Here is a 19,663-nt window from a genome sequence, read left to right as displayed (position 1 = left end):
CGGGGCCGGCCCGTCGGCGGCGGACTCGGGCGCGCGTTACGCGGAGGCGCGGGCGGCCGGCACCTGCTGGGTGATGCAGTGGACGCCGCCGCCTCCGTAGGCGATCGCGGCGGCGCGCACCGGGACGACCTTGCGTCCGGGGTAGGCGGAGGCGATCACCGCGAGGGCCGCCTCGTCCTGGGGCTGCCCGGCCACGGGGACGACGACGCCGCCGTTGGCCACGTAGTAGTTGAGGTACGAGACCTCGACCTCGCCGCCCGGCATGTCGGCGTAGGCGGTCTGGGGCACGTCGATGATCTCCAGCCGGCGGCCGCGGGCGTCACGGGTGGCCTCCAGGACCGCGCGGTTGGCGCGCATCCGGGCGAAGTCCGGGTGGTCGGGGTCGTCGGGCAGGGAGACCACGACGGTGCCGGGGGCGGCGAAGGCGCACACGCCGTCGACGTGTCCGTCGGTCTCCGTGTCGAGGAGCCCGCCGTACGGCAGCCAGATCACCTTCTCCACGCCGAGCCGGGCCTTCAGCTCGGCCTCGATCTGCTCGCGGGTGAGGCCGGGGTTGCGGTTGGGGTGGAGCAGGCACTGCTCCGTGGTGATGAGCGTGCCCTCGCCGTCGACCGTGATCGCCCCGCCCTCCAGGATCATCCCGGAGACGATCCGCTCGACGCCCAGGTGCTCCAGGAGGAGCGCGCTGACGCGGTCGTCGGAGTCGTACGGCTGGTGCTTGCGGCCCCAGGCGTTGAAGCGGAAGTCCACGCCGGCGCGGTTGCCCTCGCCGTCCAGGACGAAGAGCGGGGCGGAGTCGCGGAACCACGAGTCGTCGTGCGGCAGCTCGACGACGGTGACGCCGTCGCCGCACCTCGCCCGGGCCTCGTCGCCGTGGCCGGGCGGCGCGACCATGGTGAGGGGTTCGAAGGCGGCGATGGCGCGGGCGACGTTCGCGTACTCCTCCTTGACGTCGTCCAGCACGCTGCTCCACAGGTCCTCGCGGACGGGCCAGGCCATGAGGCACGCCTCGTGCTCGGACCACTCGGCGGGCATACGGAATGCGGTCATCACGGATCTCTCTTCGTTTCGCCAGAAGTACCCGTCGGCGGCGCCGGCTCAGCCTGGCGCGAGCGTGGGGACGGGTACGCGGTGTGAACAGCATCCTCCTCCCGACTGAAAATTCAGTCAAGAGTGAGGGCAGGGTTTCAGGACAGGCGTTTTCGGTACGGAGGAGTAGAGGGCGACTCGTGCGAGCGGGGCGGTACGCCCCGGAGGAGGCACGCGCCGGAAGAAGCGGCCCCGGGCCGGGAGCCGACTCAGGCGGTCAGGAGGATCCGCGGCACGGCCTCGCCGCGCGGCGGGCGGCCCGGCCTTGAACCGAGCCCCGGGCCTGGACCCGGCCTCGGGCTTGCCCCCGGCCCCGGACCTGGGCCCGCCATCGGCCCCGGACCGTGGCTGGTCCCGGCATCACCCCCGTGAGCCGCCCCGGCCAGGTGAAGGAGCCGGGGCGCGCGCGGAGCGCGTCAGTGGCGGCCGAGGCGCTCGATCTCGGCGTCGATGCCCTCGCTCATCAGCGTCCGGGCGTGCGAGATCCGGAGCGTGCCGCTCAGCCAGCGCATGCTCAGCCCCTCCAGCAGGGCCGTGAGCCGCTCGGCGGCACCCGCGAGGGCGACCGCCGGGGCCATCGGACAGACCCGGCCGAGCAGCGCCGCGACCTCCTGGACCCAGACCAGGGTGGCGCGCGTCAGGTCCTCGCGCAGCACGTCGTCGAAGACGGCGCTGGCCCTCAGCTCGCCCCAGGCGCTGCTGTTCTCCCGCACCTCGGTGGTGTCCTGGAGTTCGAGCAGCAGGGTGTGCTCCAGCTCCTCGCGCGGGCTCAGCGGCGCGGCGTCCGGGTCGCGCTCGGTCGTGTACCGCTCGGCGCGGTCGTTGATGAACTCCAGCGTCTTCAGCAGGATCCCGTTGCGGTCCTTGAAGTGGTAGTAGATCAGCGCGGTGGACACGCCCGCCTCGGCGGCGAGCTCCTCCACGCGCAGGCCACGGACCCCGCGCCGGGCGATCACCCGGGCGGCTGCTTCGAGGATCTGAGTACTGCGAGACGCCATGGCCCGAACCTTACCGGGCCCCGCACACCACCGGACGACCGGCCGGATCACCGGCCCGAAGGCCGGTGGTCCGAGCGGCCGGACCACCGGCTCCGCACCTGCCGGACGGCCCGGCGCGAGGGCCGTCAGGCGGCCGGGGGCACGGCCGGCATCGACTGGGTGGCGCAGTGGATGCCGCCTCCGCCGCTCGCGATGCCGTCGACGTTCAGCTGGACGATGTTCCGGCCCGGATAGGCCGCCGCGAGGACCGAGTAGGCCGCCGCGTCGGCGTCGGCGTCACCGAAGTGCGGGACGAGCACGGCGTCGTTCACCGTGTAGTAGTTGGTGTAGCTGGAGAGGAAGCCGTCGCCGCCCCGGCGGATCTTGAGCCGGTCGGGGCCCGTCAGTTCGGTGATGGCCAGCCGGCGCCCCTGCGCGTCGGTGGCGCTCTCCAGGATCCGCTTCGTCTCCTCGTAGACCGCGACCCACTGGGGGTCGGTCCGGGGTCCGGGCCGGTCGAGGATGACGTGCCCGGGCGCGACGAAGCGGGCCAGGCAGTCGATGTGGCAGTCGGTGATGTCCTGGCCGGCGAGCCCGGGGACCCAGATCACCTTCGTGACGCCGAGCGCCGCCTTCAGCTCGCGCTCGACCTGATCCTGCGTCATGCCCGGGTTGCGGTTGGCGTTGACGAGGGAGCTGACCGTGGCGAGGAGGGTGCCCTGCCCGTCGGTCTCCAGCGAGCCGCCCTCGCCGACGAACCCGGCCCGCACGCGCGGGACGCCGTACTGCGCGAGCAGCGCCTCCGCCGCGAGGGCGTCGTTGCCGTAGGGCTGCGCGTACGAGGTGCCGGCCTTGCCCCAGCCGTTGAAGTTGGTGTCCACCCCGGCGACCGTGCCGGGCGCGACGACGAAGGTGGGGCCGAAGTCCCGTATCCAGAGGTCGTCGTTGGGGATCTCCAGGATGTCGATGCCGTAGTACGCCCCCGCTCCGCACCGGTACCGCGCGTCGGCCGCCTGCGAGGGGCGGGCCAGTACGGTGACCGGCTCGTACCGGGAGACCGTGTCGGCGACCTTCGCGATGTCGGAGCGGACGCCGTCGAGCCTGTCGGACCAGATCGACGACAGCGCCGGCCACGCCATGAAGGTACGCACGTGACGTTCGGTCTCGGCGGGCATCCGCGGCGGGGCGGCCGCGGAACCGGTGGCGGCGTGGGCGGCGGCCGAGGGGAGCGCCGACCCGAGGGCCGCGAGCGGCAGGGCGGCCGCGCCGAACTGGAGCAGGCGGCGCCGGGAGGTGGTGGGACTGTCCATGAGGGACCTGCCTGAGGTGAGGTGAGGTGAGGTGAGGTGAGGGGAGGGGAGGGAGGAGGGAGAAGCGAGGGGCGGACGAGAAGCCCGAGCCCTCACCCATCGTTCAACAGACTGAAAATTCAGTCAATAATCTGGTCCGGACTGTCGGCGCGGAGGTGAGGGCCTGCCGCCGGGCTCCCGTCCTCGCCCGGAGGGCGGGCGGACGGGAAGGGTGACGGCGGGTCCTAGTCCCGCCGGTGGGGCTCGAAGGCGGCGGTGACCGGACCCCCGTCGGGCGCGGCCTCCAGCAGCCGTACGACGACGAGCTCCCGGCCGTCCCCGCCCCGGATGCAGAAGGGGCGTTCGTCGGCCAGGTCCGCGAAGGCGACCCGGGTGACGGGTTCCGTGTCGATGCCCCGCACGCAGTCCGCGGGGCTCAGATCGTCTCCCGCGGCGACGAAGGCGTCGCTGTCCTCGGGCAGGACGAACTCCGAGCGGTCCCGCGCCAGGTACCAGCCGGCCGTGTCGGCGGGAACGACCTTCCGGGCCTTCAGATCGAACTCGTAGCTGTCGTCCGGGGCGGTGAGGGTGACCTCCTCCCCGGCCGGGGAGTAGGTGGAGGGGCCGGAACCGGACACCGGACCGCTGAGGTACACCCCGCCGGCGACCGCCCCCGCGGCGACGCCGACGGCCAGGGCCCACACGACCCGGCGCCGCCCGCTCGCGGAGGAGGCGGCGGAGCGCCCCGTACCGCCGCGCGCCGAGTGCTCCCCCGGCGCATCCACGGCCCCCGCCCCACCCGCACTCACACCTGCCATAGCCCCCGCGCCCGGCGCCCCCGCTGGCGCCGCGAGCGTCGGCTGGGCGTGGACCGGCGGCGCCGGGTGCGCCACCCGCCCCGACGCCACCTGCCCCAGCACACCCCGCTCCAGCGCACCCCCCTCCGGCGCACCCCGCTCTTCCCGCCGCCCGCCGGCCGCCGGGCGGCCCGCCCGACCCGCGACCTCGTGGCTGATCGACCACGGCAGCCAGCCCTCCCCGAACTCGGGGCGGGACCCGACCAGCGGGTGGGCGTGGACGGCCGCGATCAGCTCCGCCGGAGTCGGCCGGTCCTCGGGCCGCTTGGCGAGGCACCAGGCCGCCAGGTCACGCAGGTCCTCCGGCACGCGGGAGAGGTCGGGCTCCTCGTGGACCACCCGGTACAGGGCCGCCGACTCCGGGCCCGCCCCGAACGGCGGCTCGCCGCTCACCACGTACGCGACGAGCGCGCCGAGCGCGAAGACGTCGGTGGCCGGGGACACCGGGGCGCCGAGCGCCTGCTCGGGCGCCATGAACGCGGCGGTGCCGATCCGCAGGCCCGTACCGGTCAGCGCGACCGCGTCGGCGGCCCGCGCGATGCCGAAGTCGATGACCCGGGGGCCGTCCTCGGCGATCAGCACGTTGGCGGGCTTGAGGTCGCGGTGGACGACGCCGGCCCGGTGGATCGCCTCCAGCGCCTCGGCGATCCCGGCCAGGAGCGGCAGGACCGTGCGCACCGGGAGCGGTCCGTGCCGCCGGACCACCTCGTGCAGCGAGGGCCCGGGGACGTACGCGGTGGCGAGCCACGGGGTCGGGGCGTCCACCCCGGAGGCGACGACCTGCGCGGTGAAGAGGCCGTGGATGCGCTCGGCGCTGGCCACCTCCTGGGCGAATCTCAGGCGGAACTCGGGGTCCCCCGCGTACTCCTCCCGCACCACCTTCAGCGCGATCGGCCGCCCGCCGGGCGTGTGCGCGAGGTACACCACGCCCATGCCGCCCGAGCCGAGCCGTGCCTGGAGGCGGTAGCCGCCGATCTCGCGCGGGTCGTCGGCCGTGAGCGCCGTGTGAACGGGCTGTGCACCAGGGAGCTGAGCGGACATGGGTGGCTCTTTCGACGAGGTGGAACGAGGGGCGGGGATCGAGGGACGCAATGGGCGCATCGTGCATCTAACTAAAGATTCAGTCAACATGAGACACTGGTGGCTCAGACCGATCGGGAGGGGATCACACGTGGCGACGGACCGCAGAACCGCGATCCTGGAGGGCGCGGCCCGGGTCATAGCCCGGCGAGGAGTGCGCGGGCTGCGCATGGAGGAGCTCGCCGCGGAGGCGGGGGTGTCCACCGCGCTGATCTACTACCACTTCAAGGACCGGGCCGGCGTGCTCCGGCACACCCTGGAGTTCATCAGCGACCGCGCCGACCGGTACACCTCCGGCGGGGGCGGCCTCGACGTGCCGCGGGATCCCCGCCAGGAGCTGGTGCAGTCCCTGCTCCTGGAGTTCCAGGACCTCCCCGAGGTCCGGGAGAACAGCACGGCCTGGGGGGAACTGCGGGCCAGCGCGGTCTTCGAGCCCGAGTTGCGCGGCGACCTGGCGAGGGCGACGCTGACCTGGATCCATGATGTCGCGGACCTGCTGGGCGGCATCCGGCCGACGGCCCCCGCGCCCGCCCTCACGGCCTCCGCGGAACGGCTCACCGGCCTCCTGGAGGGGCTCAGTACGCGCTGGCTCAGCGGCGCACTCCCCCTCCCCCACGCCCGCGAGCTGGTGAAGGAGGCGGTCACCCTCGAACTCGAACGCCTGAGCCGCTGACGGCGGACACCGATGGACAGCGGCACCGACCGACGCTGGACACCTCATGGCGCCGCCACGGACGACCTCGGACCGGCGCCCCCGCCATCCCAAAGTTTGACTGAATTTTCAGTCAGTGTCAGAGTGGCGACACGACAGCCTCATCCGGCCCGGCGCTGCCAGGCATCCAGGGGCCTGTCCATGCACCCTGTTGACCTGGTCCCGCCCCCCACATGATCGGAGACCCAGATGTCCGACTTCCGTCCCTCCCGCCGCTCCGCGCTGCGGGTGCTCGCCAGGCTCGGCGCCCTCGCCCTCGGCTCCACGGCGTGCGGCCCGTCCGACCAGGGCCGGTCGGGGGCCGCCGCCACCGGCTCGGCACCCGGCGCGGGCTCCGGGACCGACGCGGACCGCCGACTGGGCGCCGAGTGGGAGAGCCACGCCCGCACCTTCATGTCGTGGCCGGCCCTGGACTCCGTCTGGGGCGAGGACCTGCCCTACGTACGGGAGGACATCGCCCGCGTGGCCCGGGCCATCGCCAGGTACGAGTACGTGGTGATGATGGCCCGGCCGAACCAGGTGTCCGCCGCCCAGAAGGCGTGCGGCAGGGACGTCGAGGTCATCCCGCTCGCCGTCGACGACCTGTGGGCGCGCGACACCGTCCCCGTCTTCGTCGAGGAGGGCGGCGAGGTCGTCGGCGTCGACTTCAACTTCAACGGCTGGGGCGAGAAGCAGGTCCACGACAACGACGCCCAGGTCGGGCGGAAGCTGCTCGCCAGGTACGGCATCCCCCGCGAGGAAGCCCCCCTCGTCTCCGAGGGCGGCTCCTTCGAGACAGACGGCGAGGGCACCCTCCTCGTCACCGAGAGCTCGATCGTCAACGAGAACCGGAACCCGGGCATGAGCCGCGCCGAGATCGAGGCCGACCTCAAGGAGCTCTTGGGCATGGAGAAGGTGATCTGGCTGAAGGGCGTGCGCGGCGAGGACATCACCGACGCGCACGTCGACAGTCTCGTACGCTTCACCGCCCCCGGTGTGATCCTCCTCGACCGCGCCTTCCCCGGCACGCCCGCGGACTCCTGGTCGCGGTCGTCGGACCAGGCCGCGTCCGTGCTGAGCCGGGCGACCGACGCGAAGGGCCGCCGCTTCGAGGTCATCGACCTCCCGCAGCCCGACCCCGACCGGATCTCGGGCTACAGCGACGACTTCCTCTCCACCTACGCGAACTTCTACATCGGCAACGACGCCGTGTACATGCCCAAGTTCGGCGACCGGAAGGCCGACGACCGGGCCCGGGGCATCCTCCAGGAGCACTTCCCCAAGAGGGACGTCGTGCAGGTGAACATCGACACCATCGCCACCGGCGGCGGCGGGATCCACTGCGCCACCCACGACCAGCCCGGCGAGCCGGTCGACTGACCGCGCGGGCGGAAGAAGAGCGAGACCGGAAACGACCAGGGAGAGCCACCGTGTCCACCACCCGCCGCCGCGGACCGAAACAGGGCGGCCCGCTGCCCGCCGTCCTCGTCTGCCTCCTGGTCGTGGCCGCCCTCGCCCTGGGCGTCTGGGTCCAGTTCGGCGAACGCCAGAGCCAGGACACGGTGTACGCCGTGGGCAGCACCGCCCCGGACCGGGTCGACGTCCTGGCCTCGGTCCAGCGCGTCGACGCCGCCGGCCGCGAGCTGACGCTCCGCGTCCTGGTCACCCCCCGGGGCGACCTGGCCGAGGCCGGCGGCGTCTCGCCGACCGAGGACCTGACGCTCCAGACCTCCACCTCCACCCGGGGCGACCTGTCCTTCCCCGCGCACAGCCGCATCGCGACCAAGGACCTGCCGGTCACGCTGACGGGCGGCTCGATCACCGACTACCCCTTCGACGCCTACGACGCGGCGATCGAGTTCACCGCCGTGCAGGGCGGTGAGACGGTCCCCGTCCGGATGACGCTCACCAACGCCGACGCGCTCTTCTCGGCGACCGTGGACGCCTCCGAGGAGAACGGGACCGCGCTCTTCGACGTCTCCCTCGGCCGCTCCGACAGCGTCCTCGTCTTCGCCGTCTTCATGATGGTGGCCATGTGGGCCCTGGCCGTCTCCGTCCTGCTCGGCTCCTGGTTCCTCGTCACCGGGCGCAAGGGGCTGACCTGGCCGGCGCTCGGCTGGATGGCCGCCACGCTCTTCGCCCTCGCCGCCTTCCGCAACACCGCCCCCGGCACACCGCCGATCGGCAGCCTCCTGGACTACCTCGCCTTCCTCTGGGCCGAGACGGTGATCGCCTGCTGCCTCGTCACGGTGGCCGTCACGGGCTTCCGCGCCGAACGCAAGGCCCCGGAGACCCCGTGAACGCACCGCCTCGGCATCGCCGGTCGGGGAACCGGCGGGGCCGTGGCGGAGTCTCGGATCACAGGGGCGGAGCCGGGGGGCTCCGCCCGGCGATCCGGGGGAGTCCACATGGACCTGTTCGACTTCGAGGCGGGCGGCCGCGGCGGCGACGTGCCGGACACGGGCGGCCACGGCTGCGGCTGGGGCACCGTGCTCTTCCTCGGCTTCTGCGTGCTGCTCGTGGTGGCGGCGCAGTGGGCCTTCGGCGCCGTGGGGGACTTCTTCGGCTGGCTGCTCGGCCTCCTGAACTGACGGGCCGCCTGTCCCGCCGGGAGCCGAAGGCCCTGGGGGGGGAGTGAGTCTGTGCCGAACAGGGCGTACGTCACAGGAACTGCGTCTACCGTCGCTCCAGGAACGCGCCGGCTGTGCGGCCGCCGGCGCGCGAGCGCACGGACGGGAGAGGGGCAGGCATGAGCGGAGTGGCACGGCGGACCGTGGTGGCGGCCGGCGGGGCGGGGCTCGCGTCGGCGGCACTGGCCGCCTGCGGGGGCTCGGACGGGGAGGGCGGCACCGGCTCGGGGGGCTCGGACGGCTCTCCGCAGGGGCCGCTCGCGAAGACCGGGGACATCCCGGTCGGCGGCGGCAAGGTCCTGGCGGACCGGGGGATCGTCATCACCCAGCCGAAGGCCGGCGAGTACAAGGCGTTCTCGTCGAAGTGCACCCACTCCGGCTGCGCGGTGAGCGAGGTGAAGGACGGGGTGATCATCTGCCCGTGCCACCAGAGCAGGTTCGACGTGAACGACGGCAGCGTGAAGTCCGGCCCGGCACCCTCCCCGCTTCCCCCGGAGCCCATCGAGGTGAAGGGCGACTCAATCTCCTTCGGCTGAGGGGACCGACGGCCGTCACCTCTCCCGGGCGGCGGAGCGCCGGGGCGCCTTCCAGGCGGTGAGCAGGTCGTCGGTGGTGGCGAGGGTCGCGACGAGGGCGAGCGTGTTGCGGATCATCGCGGGGGTGTAGTCGGCCGGGACCCCCGCGATCGCGTCCTGGGGGACGACGACGGTGTAGCCGAGGTTGACGGCGTCGAAGACGGCGTTGGGCACTGCCACATTCGCTGAGACGCCGGTGACGACGAGGGTCCGGCAGCCGAGGTTGCGCAGCAGCGCGTCCACGTCCGTCCCCGCCAGCGGGGAGAGCCCGTGGAGGCGGCGCACCACCAGGTCCTCGTCCGCCACCTGGATCGGCGCCGCGATCCGTACCGCCGTGGAGCCGCTGTGCTGTTGCACAGGGAGCCGCGCGGCGGCGTGGAAGAGCCGCGCGTTGGCGTTGGAGCCGCGCCCGTCGGGGCGCCGCTCGGCGACGGCGTGGACGACCTGGACGCCGGCGCCGTGCGCGGCGTCGACCAGCCGGGCGACGTTGGCCAGCGCGCCCGATCTCCGGGCGACGGCGGCGAGTTCGGGAAGGGCGCTCCTCTCGCCGACGACCCCTTCCTGGCACTCGATCGTGAGCAGCACCGTCGTGTCGGGGCGCAGCCGCTCGTCGAGCTCCTCCCGGCGGTTCCCGGCTCCCCCTCGGCCCGTCGTTCCGCTTCCGCTCATCGCTCCCCCTCGGACGTACCCCTTGCACCGGCGTGGACGTGCGCCCATGCTTTCTGACGTCTCATCAGAAATCCAGTCCCCTCGGGAACTCGGTCCCGTCCGAGAACCGGACCTCCCTCGTCGGACAACCAGAAGGGTGCGGACGATGACCGTCGCACAGCGCCGTGGACGCCGGATCATGATGACCCCGGAGGAGCTCGACGCCTTCCTCGCCGAACAGCGCACCTGCCGGGTCGCGAGCGTGTCCGCCGACGGGCGGCCCCATGTGAGCGCGCTCTGGTTCGCGTGGGACGGCGCCTCGCTCTGGCTGTACTCGCTGACGCGCAGCCGCCGCTGGGCCGAGCTGCGGGCCGATCCGCGGATCTCCGTCCTGGTGGACGACGGCGAGGAGTACGGCGAGCTGCGCGGGGCCGAGCTGTCGGGGACGGCGGTCTTCGTCGGCGAGGCGCCGCGGACGGGTGAGCCGTGCCCCGGCCTCGACGCGGTGGAGCGCCTCTTCGCCGCGAAGAACTTCGGCCTCGACTCCATGCCGCACGACGGCCGGCACGCCTGGCTCCGGCTGACCCCGGACGCGATCGCCTCCTGGGACTTCCGCAAGCTCGGCGGCGCGTAGGGCCCGCCCGGCCCCGGTCCGGCGTACGGGCCCCGGTCCGGCGTACGGGCCCCGGTCCGGCGTACGGGCCCCGGCCGCGTCCGCCGTTCAGCCGGCGTGCGGCCGACCGGCCTCCCGCAGCGCCTCGACGACCGCGCGCAGCGAGGGCCGGCGGCCGGCGTCGGTGCGCCAGGTGGCGTAGATGTGCCGCCGCATCTGCTGGCGTACGGGCACGCAGACGACCCCCTCCGGGTGCGGCCGCCCGAGCCGGGGCGTGACGCAGACGCCGAGTCCGGCGGCGACGAGGGCGAGCTGGGTGTGGTGCTCGCCCGCGAAGTGGGCGATGCGCGGCTCGATGCCCTGGGAGCGGAGGGTGAACATCAGCCAGTCGTGGCAGAACTCCCCCTCCGGCCAGGACACCCACTCCTCGTCGGCGAAGTCCTCCAGGTCCACCGCCTCCCGTCCGGCGAGCCGGTGGCCGGCGGGCAGGGCGACGTCCGCGGCGTCGTCGAGCAGGTGGGCCCGCTCCAGCTCGCCGGGGACCGGCGCCCGCCGGTTGCTCCAGTCCAGGACGATCGCGAGGTCGGCGTCGCCGCGCAGCACCGCCCGCACCCCGTGCTCGGGCTCGAACTCGGCGGTGCGGACCCGCAGATCGGGGTGGCGGGCGCGGAGGGAGGCGAGGGCCGCGGGGAAGAGGCCGCGCGCGGCGGTCGGGAAGCCGACCAGCCGGACCTCGCCGACGACCTGGCCCCGCTGGGCCTCGATGTCGGCCTGGGCGAGCTGGACGTGGGAGAGGATCCGGGCCGCGTGCTCGGCGAGCAGCAGCCCGGCGTCGGTGAGCCGCACCCCGCGCCCGTTCTTGGCGAGGAGCCGCTGGCCCACCTCACGCTCCAGCTTGGACAGCTGCTGGGAGACGGCGGAAGTGGTCACGTGCAGGCCGTCGGCGGCGCCGCTCACGGAGCCGTGCCGGGCGACGGCGTCGAGGGTGCGCAGGCGCTCCAGGTTCAACATGTAAGCAATGCTAAGCGAAAGGGTCGACAGAATCTCGCTTGTTCTACGAGGTCGTTCGCCGTCACCCTGAGTGCATGAGCCACGCAGCCGCCCCCGTCACCCCGCCCGGACCACCCTCCTCCCCCGTCCGCCGCCCCCTGCGCGCGAGCCTCCTCGACTGGCGGGTCCGCTTCGGCGTGCTGGCCCTGATCTGGGGCTTCAGCTTCCTGTTCATCAAGGTCGGCACGGAGGGGTTCGCCCCCTTCCAGGTGACCTTCGGCCGGCTGCTCTTCGGTACGGCGGTGCTGGTGGTGGCTCTGGTGGTGAAGCGGGACCGGCTGCCGCGCGGGGCGCGCACCTGGGGGCACCTGACGGTGGCGGCGTTCCTGCTCAACGCCCTGCCGTTCTCGCTCTTCGCCTACGCGGAGCTGACGATCCCGTCGACGCTGGCGGGGATCTGCAACGCGACGACCCCGCTGTGGGGCATGGTCCTGTCGCTCGTGGCGCTCTCCGAGGACCGGCCCACCCGGGTGCGCGCGGCGGGCCTCGGCATCGGCTTCGTCGGCGTCCTGACGGTCCTCGGCGCGTGGCAGGGCTTCTCGGGACTCGACGTGACGGGCACGGCGCTGGCGCTGCTCGCCTCCGCCAGTTACGCGGTCGGCTGGATCTACGTCCGCCGCACCCTGAGCGGCACCGGCGCCTCGAACCTCTCCCTGGCGACCGGCCAGGTCGGCGTGGCCACACTGCAACTCGCCGTCGTGACCCCGCTCTTCACGACCGTCCCGGACTCCGTCGAGCTCCTGCCGCTGCTCGCGGTGATCGCCCTCGGCGCCCTCGGCACGGGGTACGCGATGCTGCTCCAGTACGGCGTCGTCGCGGAGGTCGGCCCGACGACGGCCTCGATGGTCACGTACTTCGTCCCGGTCATCGCGACGGCCGCGGGCGTGGCCTTCCTGGGCGAGCAGCTCGCCTGGAACACCCCGGTCGGCGCCGTCGTGATCCTCCTCGGCGCGGCCCTCACCCAGACCCGCACGTCACGCAGGACCCCGCCCCCGCCCCGCACGACTCCCGCCCCCGCCCCCGCCTCCGCTCCCGCGGCGCGGCCCCGGAAGACCCCGGCCCGCACCTGACCCGGCCCGCACCTGACCCGTCCGGCTCCCGGCCCGCACGCGACGACCGGGGGCCGGGCCCGCACCCGACCAGGCAGACCCCGGCCCGACCCCTCCGGCTCCCGGCCCCGACCCCTCCCGGCCCCTCCGGCTCCCGGCCCCGCCCCCTCAGCCGTAGCTGCGGGCGGGGGCCGGGCCCGCGGCCGTCGCGACGGCGTCGGCCAAGGAGTCGATGTCGTCGAGGGAGAGGGTCGAGACGGTGACGCGGACGGCCGGCCCGGTGGCGAGGCGGAAGCGGGCGCCGGGGGCCACCGCCCAGCCCGCGGCGAGCAGTCGCGCGACGGCCCCGGTCTCGTCGGCGACCGGCACCCAGACGTTCATGCCGCTGCGCCCGTGCGCCTCGACCCCCCGCCGCGCCAGGGCCCGGACCAGGGCGTCCCGCCGCTCGCCGTAGGCGCCGGCGACCGTCTCCGGGTCGACCGCGTCCGTGCTCCAGAGGTGGGCGACCGCCTGCTGGAGGAGGCGGCTGACCCAGCCGGGGCCGAGGCGCTGCCGGCCGAGGACGCGGTCGACGGTCTCGGGGTCGCCGGTGAAGGCGGCGATGCGCAGGTCCGGCCCGTACGCCTTGGCGACCGAGCGGACGAGCGCCCAGCTGTCGGTGACCCCGGCGAGCGGCCGGAGCCGCCGGGTCACGATGCCGTGCCCGTGGTCGTCCTCGATGAGCAGCACGCCGGGGTGGGCGGCGAGGACCCGGCGCAGCTCGGTGGCGCGGGCGGCGCCGAGGCAGGCTCCGGTGGGGTTCTGGGCGCGGTCGGTGACGATCACCGCGCGGGCCCCGTCCCGGGTGACGGCCCGCTCGACGGCGTCCGCGAGCGGCCCGTCGTCGTCGACGGCGACCGGTACGGGCCGCAGGCCGAGGGCGGGCACGAGGTCGAGGAGGCTGCCCCAGCCGGGGTCCTCGACGGCCACGGCGTCGCCGGGCCTGAGGTGGACGGCGAGGATCCGCTCGATGGCGTCGAGGGAGCCGGAGGCCACGCCGACCGGCCCGTCGGGCACACCGTCGGCGTCGAAGGCGGCGCGCGCGAGCCGGGCGAACTCCGGGTCGACGGGGGCCTCGCCGTAGAGGCCGGGCCGTACGGCGTACCGCCGGGCCGCCTCGGCGAAGGCCGCGTCGAGCGCCGGCAACAGGGCGGGGTCGGGGTTGCCGCCGCTGAGGTCCCGGACTCCGGGCGGCGCCTCGACGCGCAGCGAGCCGCGCGCGGTCGTGGCGGGGCGTGGACGCACCCGGCTGCCGCGCCGCCCGTCGGTCTCGATGACCCCGCGCTCCCGCAGGGTCCGGTACGCGGCGGCGACGGTGTTCGGGTTCACCCCCAGCACGGCGGCCAACTCCCGCATGGGCGGCAGGGCTTGACCGGGTTCCAGGGCTCCCGCCCCCACCCCCCGCTCCACGCTGGCGGCGATCTCCGATGCGCGACGACCTTCGATCCGATACTCTCCTAGCACAAACCACATTATGCACTAGTGCAATACACAGGGCAAGGGGACCCGCCATGAGCACCACGACCACCGCCACCGGACACCCCGCGGACCGCGCCCCCGCCGACCGAACCGCGGACCGCACCTCCGGCGAGGGCTCTCCGGAGTACGCCCCCACCGACCGGACGGTGCCCACCCGCGCCCGGCAGCGCGCCTCCTACGACCGGGCGCTCGTCCACGCGATCCTCGACGCGGGCTACGTCTGCCACCTGGGCTTCATACGGGACGGCGCCCCGGTCGTGCTGCCCACCCTCTACGGCCGGATCGGCGAGCGGCTGTACGTCCACGGCTCCACCGGCTCCCGCCCGCTCCGCGCGGCCGGCCGCCCGAAGCCCGCGAGCGCCGACGGAGCCTCCGACGGCGCCGGGGCCCCCGGCCTGCCGGTCTGCCTCACCGTCACCCACGTCGACGGCCTGGTCCTCGCCCGCTCCGCCTTCCACCACTCGCTCAACTACCGCTCGGTCGTCGTCCACGGCACCGCGCACCAGGTCACCGACCCCGAGGAGCTGCGTGCCGCCCTCGACGCGCTCGTCGACCAGGTCGTCCCCGGCCGCGCCGCCGACGCGCGGCCCGCGAACGCCAAGGAGCTGGCCGCCACCGCCGTCATCCGGCTGGACCTGGAGGAGGTCTCCGCCAAGGTCCGTGCCGCGGGACCGAACGACGACGCCGAGGACCTGGCGCTGCCGCACTGGGCGGGCGTGGTCCCGGTCGCCCCGGCCACCGGCTCCCCGGTCCCGTCCGTAGACCTGGACCCGTCGATCGCCCTGCCCGCCTATCTGACCGCGCTCTGAGGGGCCGACATGCTCATCCACCCCTGGGACGCCCCCGCCGACGACGCCGAGTGGCGCGCGTGGCTCGCCCGCCACGACTTCGGCCAGCTCGCCGTCAACGGCCTGCCCGGCGACCCGCCCTGGGTGCAGCCCGCGCACTTCCGGTACGAGGCGGAGTCCGGCCCGTACGGCCGCGTCCTCACCCACCTCGCCCGCCCCAACCCGCTGTGGCGGGCCCTGGAGGCCGATCCGCTGGTGCTCCTCAGCGTGGTCGACGACTACGTGTACGCCCCCGGCCCCTGGACGGCGCCCGAGGGCGCGCCCCCGGAGCACGGAACGCCGACTTCGTACTACGCGGCGGTGCAACTGCGCTGCGCCGCCCGCGTGGTGGACGACCCCGAGGAGAAGGCCGAGCTGCTGAACCGCCAGGTCGCCCACTTCCAGCCGGACGGAGGCACCGCCCGCGTCGCCCCCGGCGAAGCCCCGTTCGGCCGGCTGCTCCCCGGCATCCGCGGGCTGGTCCTGGAGGTGAAGGAGGTGCGGGCGAAGTTCAAGTACGCGGGCAACAAACCGGCCGGGACGCGGACCCGGATCGCCGCCCGGCTCGCCGAGCGGGCGGGCCCCGGCGACCTCGCCGCCCGCGCCCACCAGCTCCGCCGCCTGGCCGGCGAGCCCTGACCGGCCCGCCCCCGGCCGAACCCCGAATCCCCACCGGCCGGATCCCGGCCGACTCAGACCGCCGTCCCCACCAGCTGGATCGCGTCCCACCGGATCGGGGGTGGGCCCGGCGGCCTCGGCCGCACGTCCGGCGGCGGACCAGGGCCGTCCCGCCCCTCACCGTCCTCACCGCCGGGGCAGGCGCGCCGGCGGGTCACACCGGCGACGGCTCCGCGCTCCCGCGCCGCACGGCCGCCGCCGTCCGGGCCTCCGCGAGGGCGAGCCCGGTGACGGCGGCGAGGAGCAGGACGGTCCCGAGCACGGTCGTCGCCGTCAGCTCCTCGCCGAGGAGGGTGACGGCGAGCAGGGCCGCGCTGACCGGCTCCAGAAGCATGATCACGGAGACGGTGGTGGCCCGCACGACCGCCGCCCCGGCGAAGTAGAGGGCGTAGGCGAGGGCGGTCGGGATGGCCGCCACGTACAGCAGCAGGAGCAGCAGCCGGACGACGTCGTGGGTGTGCGGCAGCAGCCCCTCGACGCCGGCGAGGGGCAGCACGACGACGGCCGAGACGCCGAAGGTCCACGCGGTGCTCGCGAGCGATCCGGCCGCGCTGCCCCCGGTACGGCCCAGCCAACGGGTGAGCAGGGTGAGGGCGGCGAAACCGGCGGCGGAGAGCACGGCGTACCCGACCCCCGCGAGCCGGACCTCGGCTCCCCCGCCGCCCAGCACGAGGACGGCGAGTCCGGCGAGCGCGCCCGCGACGGCCGCGAGGCCGCCGAGGCCGAGGCGCTCGCCCATGGTGACGCGGGCGCCGACCGCGATGAGGACGGGTCCCGCGCCGAGGGTGATGACGGTGCCGACGGCGAGCCCGGTGGACTCGACGGCGGCGAAGTAGGCGGTCTGGAAAACGGCCAGCCCGAGCCCGGTGCCGACGATCCGGATCAGCCGGATCCGGCGTGCCTCGGCGACGGCCGAGGAGCCGGAGGAGGAACCGGAGGAGGAGTCGGACGAGATGGAGTCGGACGCGGCGGCGGCCGTACGGACCCGCCCCCGTCGCAGACCCTTCACCGCCGGGACCGCCAGCAGCAGGAGCAGTCCGCCCGCGCAGCGCCAGAAGGAGAGGGCGAACGGCCCCATGTCGCTGTTGCGGAAGACGAGCGAGCCGGCGGCGCCGGCGGTGCCCCAGGCGATGCCGGCGACGACGAGGTAGGTCAGGCTCCGCCCGACGGGCAGGACGGGGTGCGCGGCGGAAGGGGAATGCGGATTCGACACGTGGTTTCTCCGTGAAGACGGTCGTCCGTGCGGACGGACCGGGTGAAGGGTGGTCGCCTGCTCCGCGCGCGGGCAGCGACGGACCGCTCGGGGGCGAGAGGTCGCCCGGCCGAGCCCGGTCGGTCGTCTTCGGGAGGAAGGTGCCGCGCGCGCTAGGCGACGGGCGGCGGAAGAACGGTCTGAAGCATGGCCGTCACCCTAGGGGGTGGTCCTTCCGCGCGACAACTCCTTCTCGTGCCCGGCCTCGGGGACCTTTCCCCCGTCGCCCTCGGAGCCCGCGACGGGTCCCTCCGACGCCGGCTTCGGCGCGGCGGACTGGGCGATGAAGGCGCCGACGAGGACGAGGGCGCCGCCGAGGAGCTGCGGGGCCTCCAGGTGCTCGCCGAGCAGCACCCAGGCGAGGACGGTCGCGACGACCGCCTCGAGGCAGGCGACGACCCCGGCGACCTGCGGCGAGAGCCGGCGCACCGAGACGACGCCGGTGACGTAGGCGAGGACGGTGGCGATCAGGATGATCCAGCCGAGCAGCAGCCAGGCCGGGACGGAGGTCCCGTCGAGGTCGGCCCGCCCGGCCAGGACGCCGGTGTCCATGCTCCACGGGCGGGCGACGACGGTGAGCACCAGCGCGCCGATGAGCAGTCCGTAGGCGATGACGCCGAGCGGATCGGCCGGTTCGGCCTCGTCGGATCCCTGGGCGGAGAGGACGAAGTAGCCGACCTGGCAGCAGGCGGCGGCGAGGGCGAGCAGCAGTCCGAGCAGGTCGAAGCTCAGGCCCGACCAGATCTGGACGACACAGGCGAGACCGCCGACGGCGAGGACCACGCCCAGGGCGGCGGCGCGGGTGACCGGCCGGCGCTGGACGAAGCGCACCCAGCCGAGGACCAGCGCCGGGGCGAGGTACTCGACGAGGAGGGCGACCCCGACCGGGATCCGGGAGATCGAGGCGAAGTAGAAGGCCTGGACGCCGGCGACGGCGAGGAGGCCGAAACCGAGGAGCAGGCCGGGCTTGCGGCGCAGCAGGTCCCGGTGGCGCCAGGCCACGGGCAGCATCACGAGCGCGGCGCCGGCGACCCGGAGCCAGACGACATGGAGCGGATCGAGGCCCGCCTCGATCAGCGGCTTGGCCGCCACTCCCGAACCACCGAATGCGAAGGCCGAGGCCAGGGCGAGTCCCAGGCCGGCGCTTCTCCCCTGAGACGCGTGCATCGGGCCATCATGGCAGGACCCGGTCAGGCGTGTAACCCCCGTCGCACCTGTTGAGACGGCGGCCTCCGGAATCCGCTCGCCGTGCGGAACTCAGCGCTCCGCGTCCCCCCGCTCCTCGCGGCCCGCCCACTCCTCCCGGCCCGCCCGTCCCGCCGGGTCCGCGTCCAGGAGCCCGGCACCGTACGGCGCGGAGGCGGAGGCGAGCGCGGCGGCCCGGGCGCCGAGCACCGGTGGGTCGATCCCGGCGTGCCGCAGCACCTCGCCGGCCCGGCTGCCGGGGTCGGCGGCGAGTCCGGCGAGCAGGTCGAGCCCGCGGGGCTGCTCCTCACCCCGGGCGGCGGCGCGGCGCAGCGCCTCCTCCAGGGCGGCCGCGGCCGCCGGGGACCAGCGGGAGCCGGGGCGCCGCGTCCCCTCACCGGCCCGGACGGCGGGCAGCGGGAGCGGGGCTCCCCCGCCCTCGCCGGACCTCTGCCAGCGGAGCCCGTATCCGATCGAACGCTGGACCAGGTAGCCGAGGACCCGGGCGACCCGCGGTTCGCCGTCGAAGGCGGCGCGGGTCTCGGGGTCGGACTCGACGAGGGCGTGCAGCAGGTGGGCGGTGTCCACCTGGCGGTCGCCGTCGCGCAGGGCCCGGCGGCGGGCGGCCCCGAGCACGGTGGCCAGGAGCGGCGCGTGCCCGGCGGGGGCCGGGGGCGGAGTGGGGCGCGACGGGACGGGAGGGTGCACCCTCCCACCTCACCAGCCGCGCCCGCCCGGGACATCCCACGGGAGAACCATGTCCGCGTCCCACCCGAGTCGTGCACCCGCGCGCGGCTCCTCCTCCTCGGGGAGGAGATCCGGGCGATTTCCCGTACGGGGCGCGCGCCGCCTTGCCCGGCGCCCGGAACGCAACCATGTGCCGGGGCCGAGCGTCTCCCCTGTGTGTTCTGGATGGTGGGTCTGGCCGCGCGTGACGGCCGGCAGTTCGTGTACCGGGTGTACGCGCCCCGGGAGGCGCTGCCGGGCGATCTGTTCTGGGCCGCGTTCCACCGGCACGAGGAGGACGGCGGCCCGCGCGTCTCGGACGCCTTCGACGCCGCCGAGATCTGGTGGATCGGGGGTACGGGCCCGGCCGCCGCAGAACTGACGGTTCATCAGTATTGAATGTTCACGCCCCTCCGGCTACGTTCCGCGACACCAGAACCGAGCGGGCACGCGTGAAGGGGTGGTCGTCATGGCCGAAGTCACCGCGGAGGCACGGATCGAGGCACCGGCCGGGAAGGTGTGGGAACGCCTCACCGACTTCGGTTCGTACGGCGAGTGGAACGCCACCCACACCAGCTTCCCGAACGGCGGCCCCGAGCACCTGGCCGCCGGCTCGACGTTCACCGAGAACATGAAGCTCATGGGGTTCCCGGCCGAGGTGCTGTGGACCGTCGAGGAGCTGGAGGACGGCCGGGTCCTCGCCATCCGCGGCAAGGGCCCGATGGGCGTGATCGTCGGCACCCGCTACTCGCTCGCCGACGAGGGCGGGGCCACGACGGTGCGCATCGACGGCGACTTCACCGGGGCGGCGGTCTCGCTGATGGCCGGGAAGCTGAAGGACTCCGCGACGGCGGCGCTCAACGAGTCGCTGCGCAAGCTCGCCGGCCTGGTCGGCTGAGCGTCCCCGACACGTCGGCCGAACGTCCCGG

The 19,663-nt window shown here is 74.6% G+C and carries 21 protein-coding genes; 11 read left to right on the top strand and 10 right to left on the bottom strand.

Features of this window, described 5'->3' with window-relative positions:
- Positions 1-36: 36 nt before the first annotated feature.
- The 4 genes from ACFYT9_RS19420 to ACFYT9_RS19405 form a co-directional block, all read right to left on the bottom strand.
- Complete coding sequence (locus tag ACFYT9_RS19420; protein ID WP_387276434.1) at positions 37-1,050, bottom strand: agmatine/peptidylarginine deiminase; 1,014 nt, start codon at positions 1,048-1,050, stop codon at positions 37-39.
- A gap of 455 nt (positions 1,051-1,505) precedes the next feature.
- The gene (locus ACFYT9_RS19415; RefSeq protein ID WP_376605707.1) at positions 1,506-2,087 is read right to left on the bottom strand and encodes a TetR/AcrR family transcriptional regulator; all 582 of its coding nucleotides are present in this window, start codon (positions 2,085-2,087) and stop codon (positions 1,506-1,508) included.
- Between the two features lie 125 nt (positions 2,088-2,212).
- Positions 2,213-3,376, bottom strand: coding sequence for an agmatine deiminase family protein (locus ACFYT9_RS19410; RefSeq protein WP_389165394.1), 1,164 nt, complete (start codon positions 3,374-3,376; stop codon positions 2,213-2,215).
- 224 nt (positions 3,377-3,600) lie between these two features.
- On the bottom strand, positions 3,601-5,253 hold the full coding sequence (locus ACFYT9_RS19405; protein WP_389165391.1) for a serine/threonine-protein kinase: 1,653 nt from the start codon (positions 5,251-5,253) through the stop codon (positions 3,601-3,603).
- An 88-nt stretch (positions 5,254-5,341) separates the two neighbouring features.
- On the opposite strand from ACFYT9_RS19405, the gene ACFYT9_RS19400 reads away from it, so the two are divergent.
- From ACFYT9_RS19400 to ACFYT9_RS19380, 5 genes are all read left to right on the top strand, one after another.
- Positions 5,342-5,965 carry a TetR/AcrR family transcriptional regulator gene (locus tag ACFYT9_RS19400; RefSeq protein ID WP_389165388.1) on the top strand — a complete coding sequence of 208 codons (624 nt, stop codon included), beginning with the start codon at positions 5,342-5,344 and terminating at the stop codon, positions 5,963-5,965.
- A gap of 228 nt (positions 5,966-6,193) precedes the next feature.
- Positions 6,194-7,363 (top strand): agmatine/peptidylarginine deiminase, encoded by a 1,170-nt coding sequence (locus ACFYT9_RS19395; RefSeq protein WP_389165387.1) that lies wholly within the window; start codon positions 6,194-6,196, stop codon positions 7,361-7,363.
- Positions 7,364-7,413: 50 nt separating this feature from the next.
- Complete coding sequence (locus tag ACFYT9_RS19390) at positions 7,414-8,283, top strand: DUF4436 domain-containing protein (protein ID WP_389165385.1); 870 nt, start codon at positions 7,414-7,416, stop codon at positions 8,281-8,283.
- Positions 8,284-8,391: 108 nt separating this feature from the next.
- Complete coding sequence (locus tag ACFYT9_RS19385) at positions 8,392-8,574, top strand: hypothetical protein (RefSeq protein ID WP_387276420.1); 183 nt, start codon at positions 8,392-8,394, stop codon at positions 8,572-8,574.
- A gap of 158 nt (positions 8,575-8,732) precedes the next feature.
- Positions 8,733-9,149, top strand: a complete 417-nt coding sequence (locus tag ACFYT9_RS19380) for a Rieske (2Fe-2S) protein (protein ID WP_376597871.1) — start codon at positions 8,733-8,735, stop codon at positions 9,147-9,149.
- A gap of 15 nt (positions 9,150-9,164) precedes the next feature.
- Here the strand turns inward: ACFYT9_RS19380 and ACFYT9_RS19375 are convergent, their stop codons facing one another.
- The gene (locus tag ACFYT9_RS19375; RefSeq protein WP_389165381.1) at positions 9,165-9,857 is read right to left on the bottom strand and encodes a cysteine hydrolase; all 693 of its coding nucleotides are present in this window, start codon (positions 9,855-9,857) and stop codon (positions 9,165-9,167) included.
- A 145-nt stretch (positions 9,858-10,002) separates the two neighbouring features.
- Here ACFYT9_RS19375 and ACFYT9_RS19370 point away from each other — a divergent pair, with 145 nt between their 5' ends.
- Entirely contained in the window at positions 10,003-10,470 is a 468-nt protein-coding gene (locus ACFYT9_RS19370) for a pyridoxamine 5'-phosphate oxidase family protein (RefSeq protein WP_389165379.1), read from the top strand.
- 87 nt (positions 10,471-10,557) lie between these two features.
- Here ACFYT9_RS19370 and ACFYT9_RS19365 read toward each other — a convergent pair whose 3' ends face one another.
- Entirely contained in the window at positions 10,558-11,460 is a 903-nt protein-coding gene (locus ACFYT9_RS19365) for a LysR substrate-binding domain-containing protein (protein WP_387276414.1), read from the bottom strand.
- Between the two features lie 74 nt (positions 11,461-11,534).
- Between ACFYT9_RS19365 and ACFYT9_RS19360 the strand changes: the two genes are divergently transcribed.
- Positions 11,535-12,569 carry a DMT family transporter gene (locus tag ACFYT9_RS19360; RefSeq protein ID WP_389165376.1) on the top strand — a complete coding sequence of 345 codons (1,035 nt, stop codon included), beginning with the start codon at positions 11,535-11,537 and terminating at the stop codon, positions 12,567-12,569.
- A 147-nt stretch (positions 12,570-12,716) separates the two neighbouring features.
- On the opposite strand, the gene ACFYT9_RS19355 is transcribed toward ACFYT9_RS19360, so the two are convergent.
- Positions 12,717-14,051 (bottom strand): aminotransferase class I/II-fold pyridoxal phosphate-dependent enzyme, encoded by a 1,335-nt coding sequence (locus ACFYT9_RS19355; RefSeq protein WP_387276410.1) that lies wholly within the window; start codon positions 14,049-14,051, stop codon positions 12,717-12,719.
- A gap of 47 nt (positions 14,052-14,098) precedes the next feature.
- Here ACFYT9_RS19355 and ACFYT9_RS19350 point away from each other — a divergent pair, with 47 nt between their 5' ends.
- On the top strand, positions 14,099-14,875 hold the full coding sequence (locus ACFYT9_RS19350) for a pyridoxamine 5'-phosphate oxidase family protein (RefSeq protein ID WP_389165373.1): 777 nt from the start codon (positions 14,099-14,101) through the stop codon (positions 14,873-14,875).
- Positions 14,876-14,884: 9 nt separating this feature from the next.
- The gene (locus tag ACFYT9_RS19345) at positions 14,885-15,532 is read left to right on the top strand and encodes an FMN-binding negative transcriptional regulator (RefSeq protein WP_387276406.1); all 648 of its coding nucleotides are present in this window, start codon (positions 14,885-14,887) and stop codon (positions 15,530-15,532) included.
- 193 nt (positions 15,533-15,725) lie between these two features.
- Here the strand turns inward: ACFYT9_RS19345 and ACFYT9_RS19340 are convergent, their stop codons facing one another.
- The 3 genes from ACFYT9_RS19340 to ACFYT9_RS19330 all read right to left on the bottom strand — a co-directional run bounded on the left by ACFYT9_RS19340 (position 15,726) and on the right by ACFYT9_RS19330 (position 18,716).
- Positions 15,726-16,784, bottom strand: a complete 1,059-nt coding sequence (locus tag ACFYT9_RS19340; RefSeq protein WP_389165370.1) for a DMT family transporter — start codon at positions 16,782-16,784, stop codon at positions 15,726-15,728.
- Positions 16,785-16,982: 198 nt separating this feature from the next.
- Positions 16,983-17,990: a DMT family transporter gene (locus ACFYT9_RS19335; RefSeq protein ID WP_389165368.1), complete on the bottom strand. Its 1,008-nt coding sequence runs from the start codon at positions 17,988-17,990 to the stop codon at positions 16,983-16,985.
- A 90-nt stretch (positions 17,991-18,080) separates the two neighbouring features.
- Positions 18,081-18,716: a Clp protease N-terminal domain-containing protein gene (locus tag ACFYT9_RS19330; protein ID WP_389165366.1), complete on the bottom strand. Its 636-nt coding sequence runs from the start codon at positions 18,714-18,716 to the stop codon at positions 18,081-18,083.
- Positions 18,717-18,911: 195 nt separating this feature from the next.
- Here ACFYT9_RS19330 and ACFYT9_RS19325 point away from each other — a divergent pair, with 195 nt between their 5' ends.
- Together ACFYT9_RS19325 and ACFYT9_RS19320 are read left to right on the top strand one after the other, a co-directional pair.
- Positions 18,912-19,133 (top strand): hypothetical protein, encoded by a 222-nt coding sequence (locus tag ACFYT9_RS19325; RefSeq protein ID WP_030492445.1) that lies wholly within the window; start codon positions 18,912-18,914, stop codon positions 19,131-19,133.
- Between the two features lie 70 nt (positions 19,134-19,203).
- On the top strand, positions 19,204-19,632 hold the full coding sequence (locus ACFYT9_RS19320; protein ID WP_376597855.1) for an SRPBCC family protein: 429 nt from the start codon (positions 19,204-19,206) through the stop codon (positions 19,630-19,632).
- The last annotated feature ends 31 nt before the right edge of the window (positions 19,633-19,663 follow it).

Source organism: Streptomyces sp. NPDC004435, assembly GCF_042873895.1.
GTDB lineage: Bacteria > Actinomycetota > Actinomycetes > Streptomycetales > Streptomycetaceae > Streptomyces.
The sequence above is the reverse complement of the archived record's forward strand: the minus strand, read 5'-3'. Positions and strand labels throughout refer to the sequence as shown.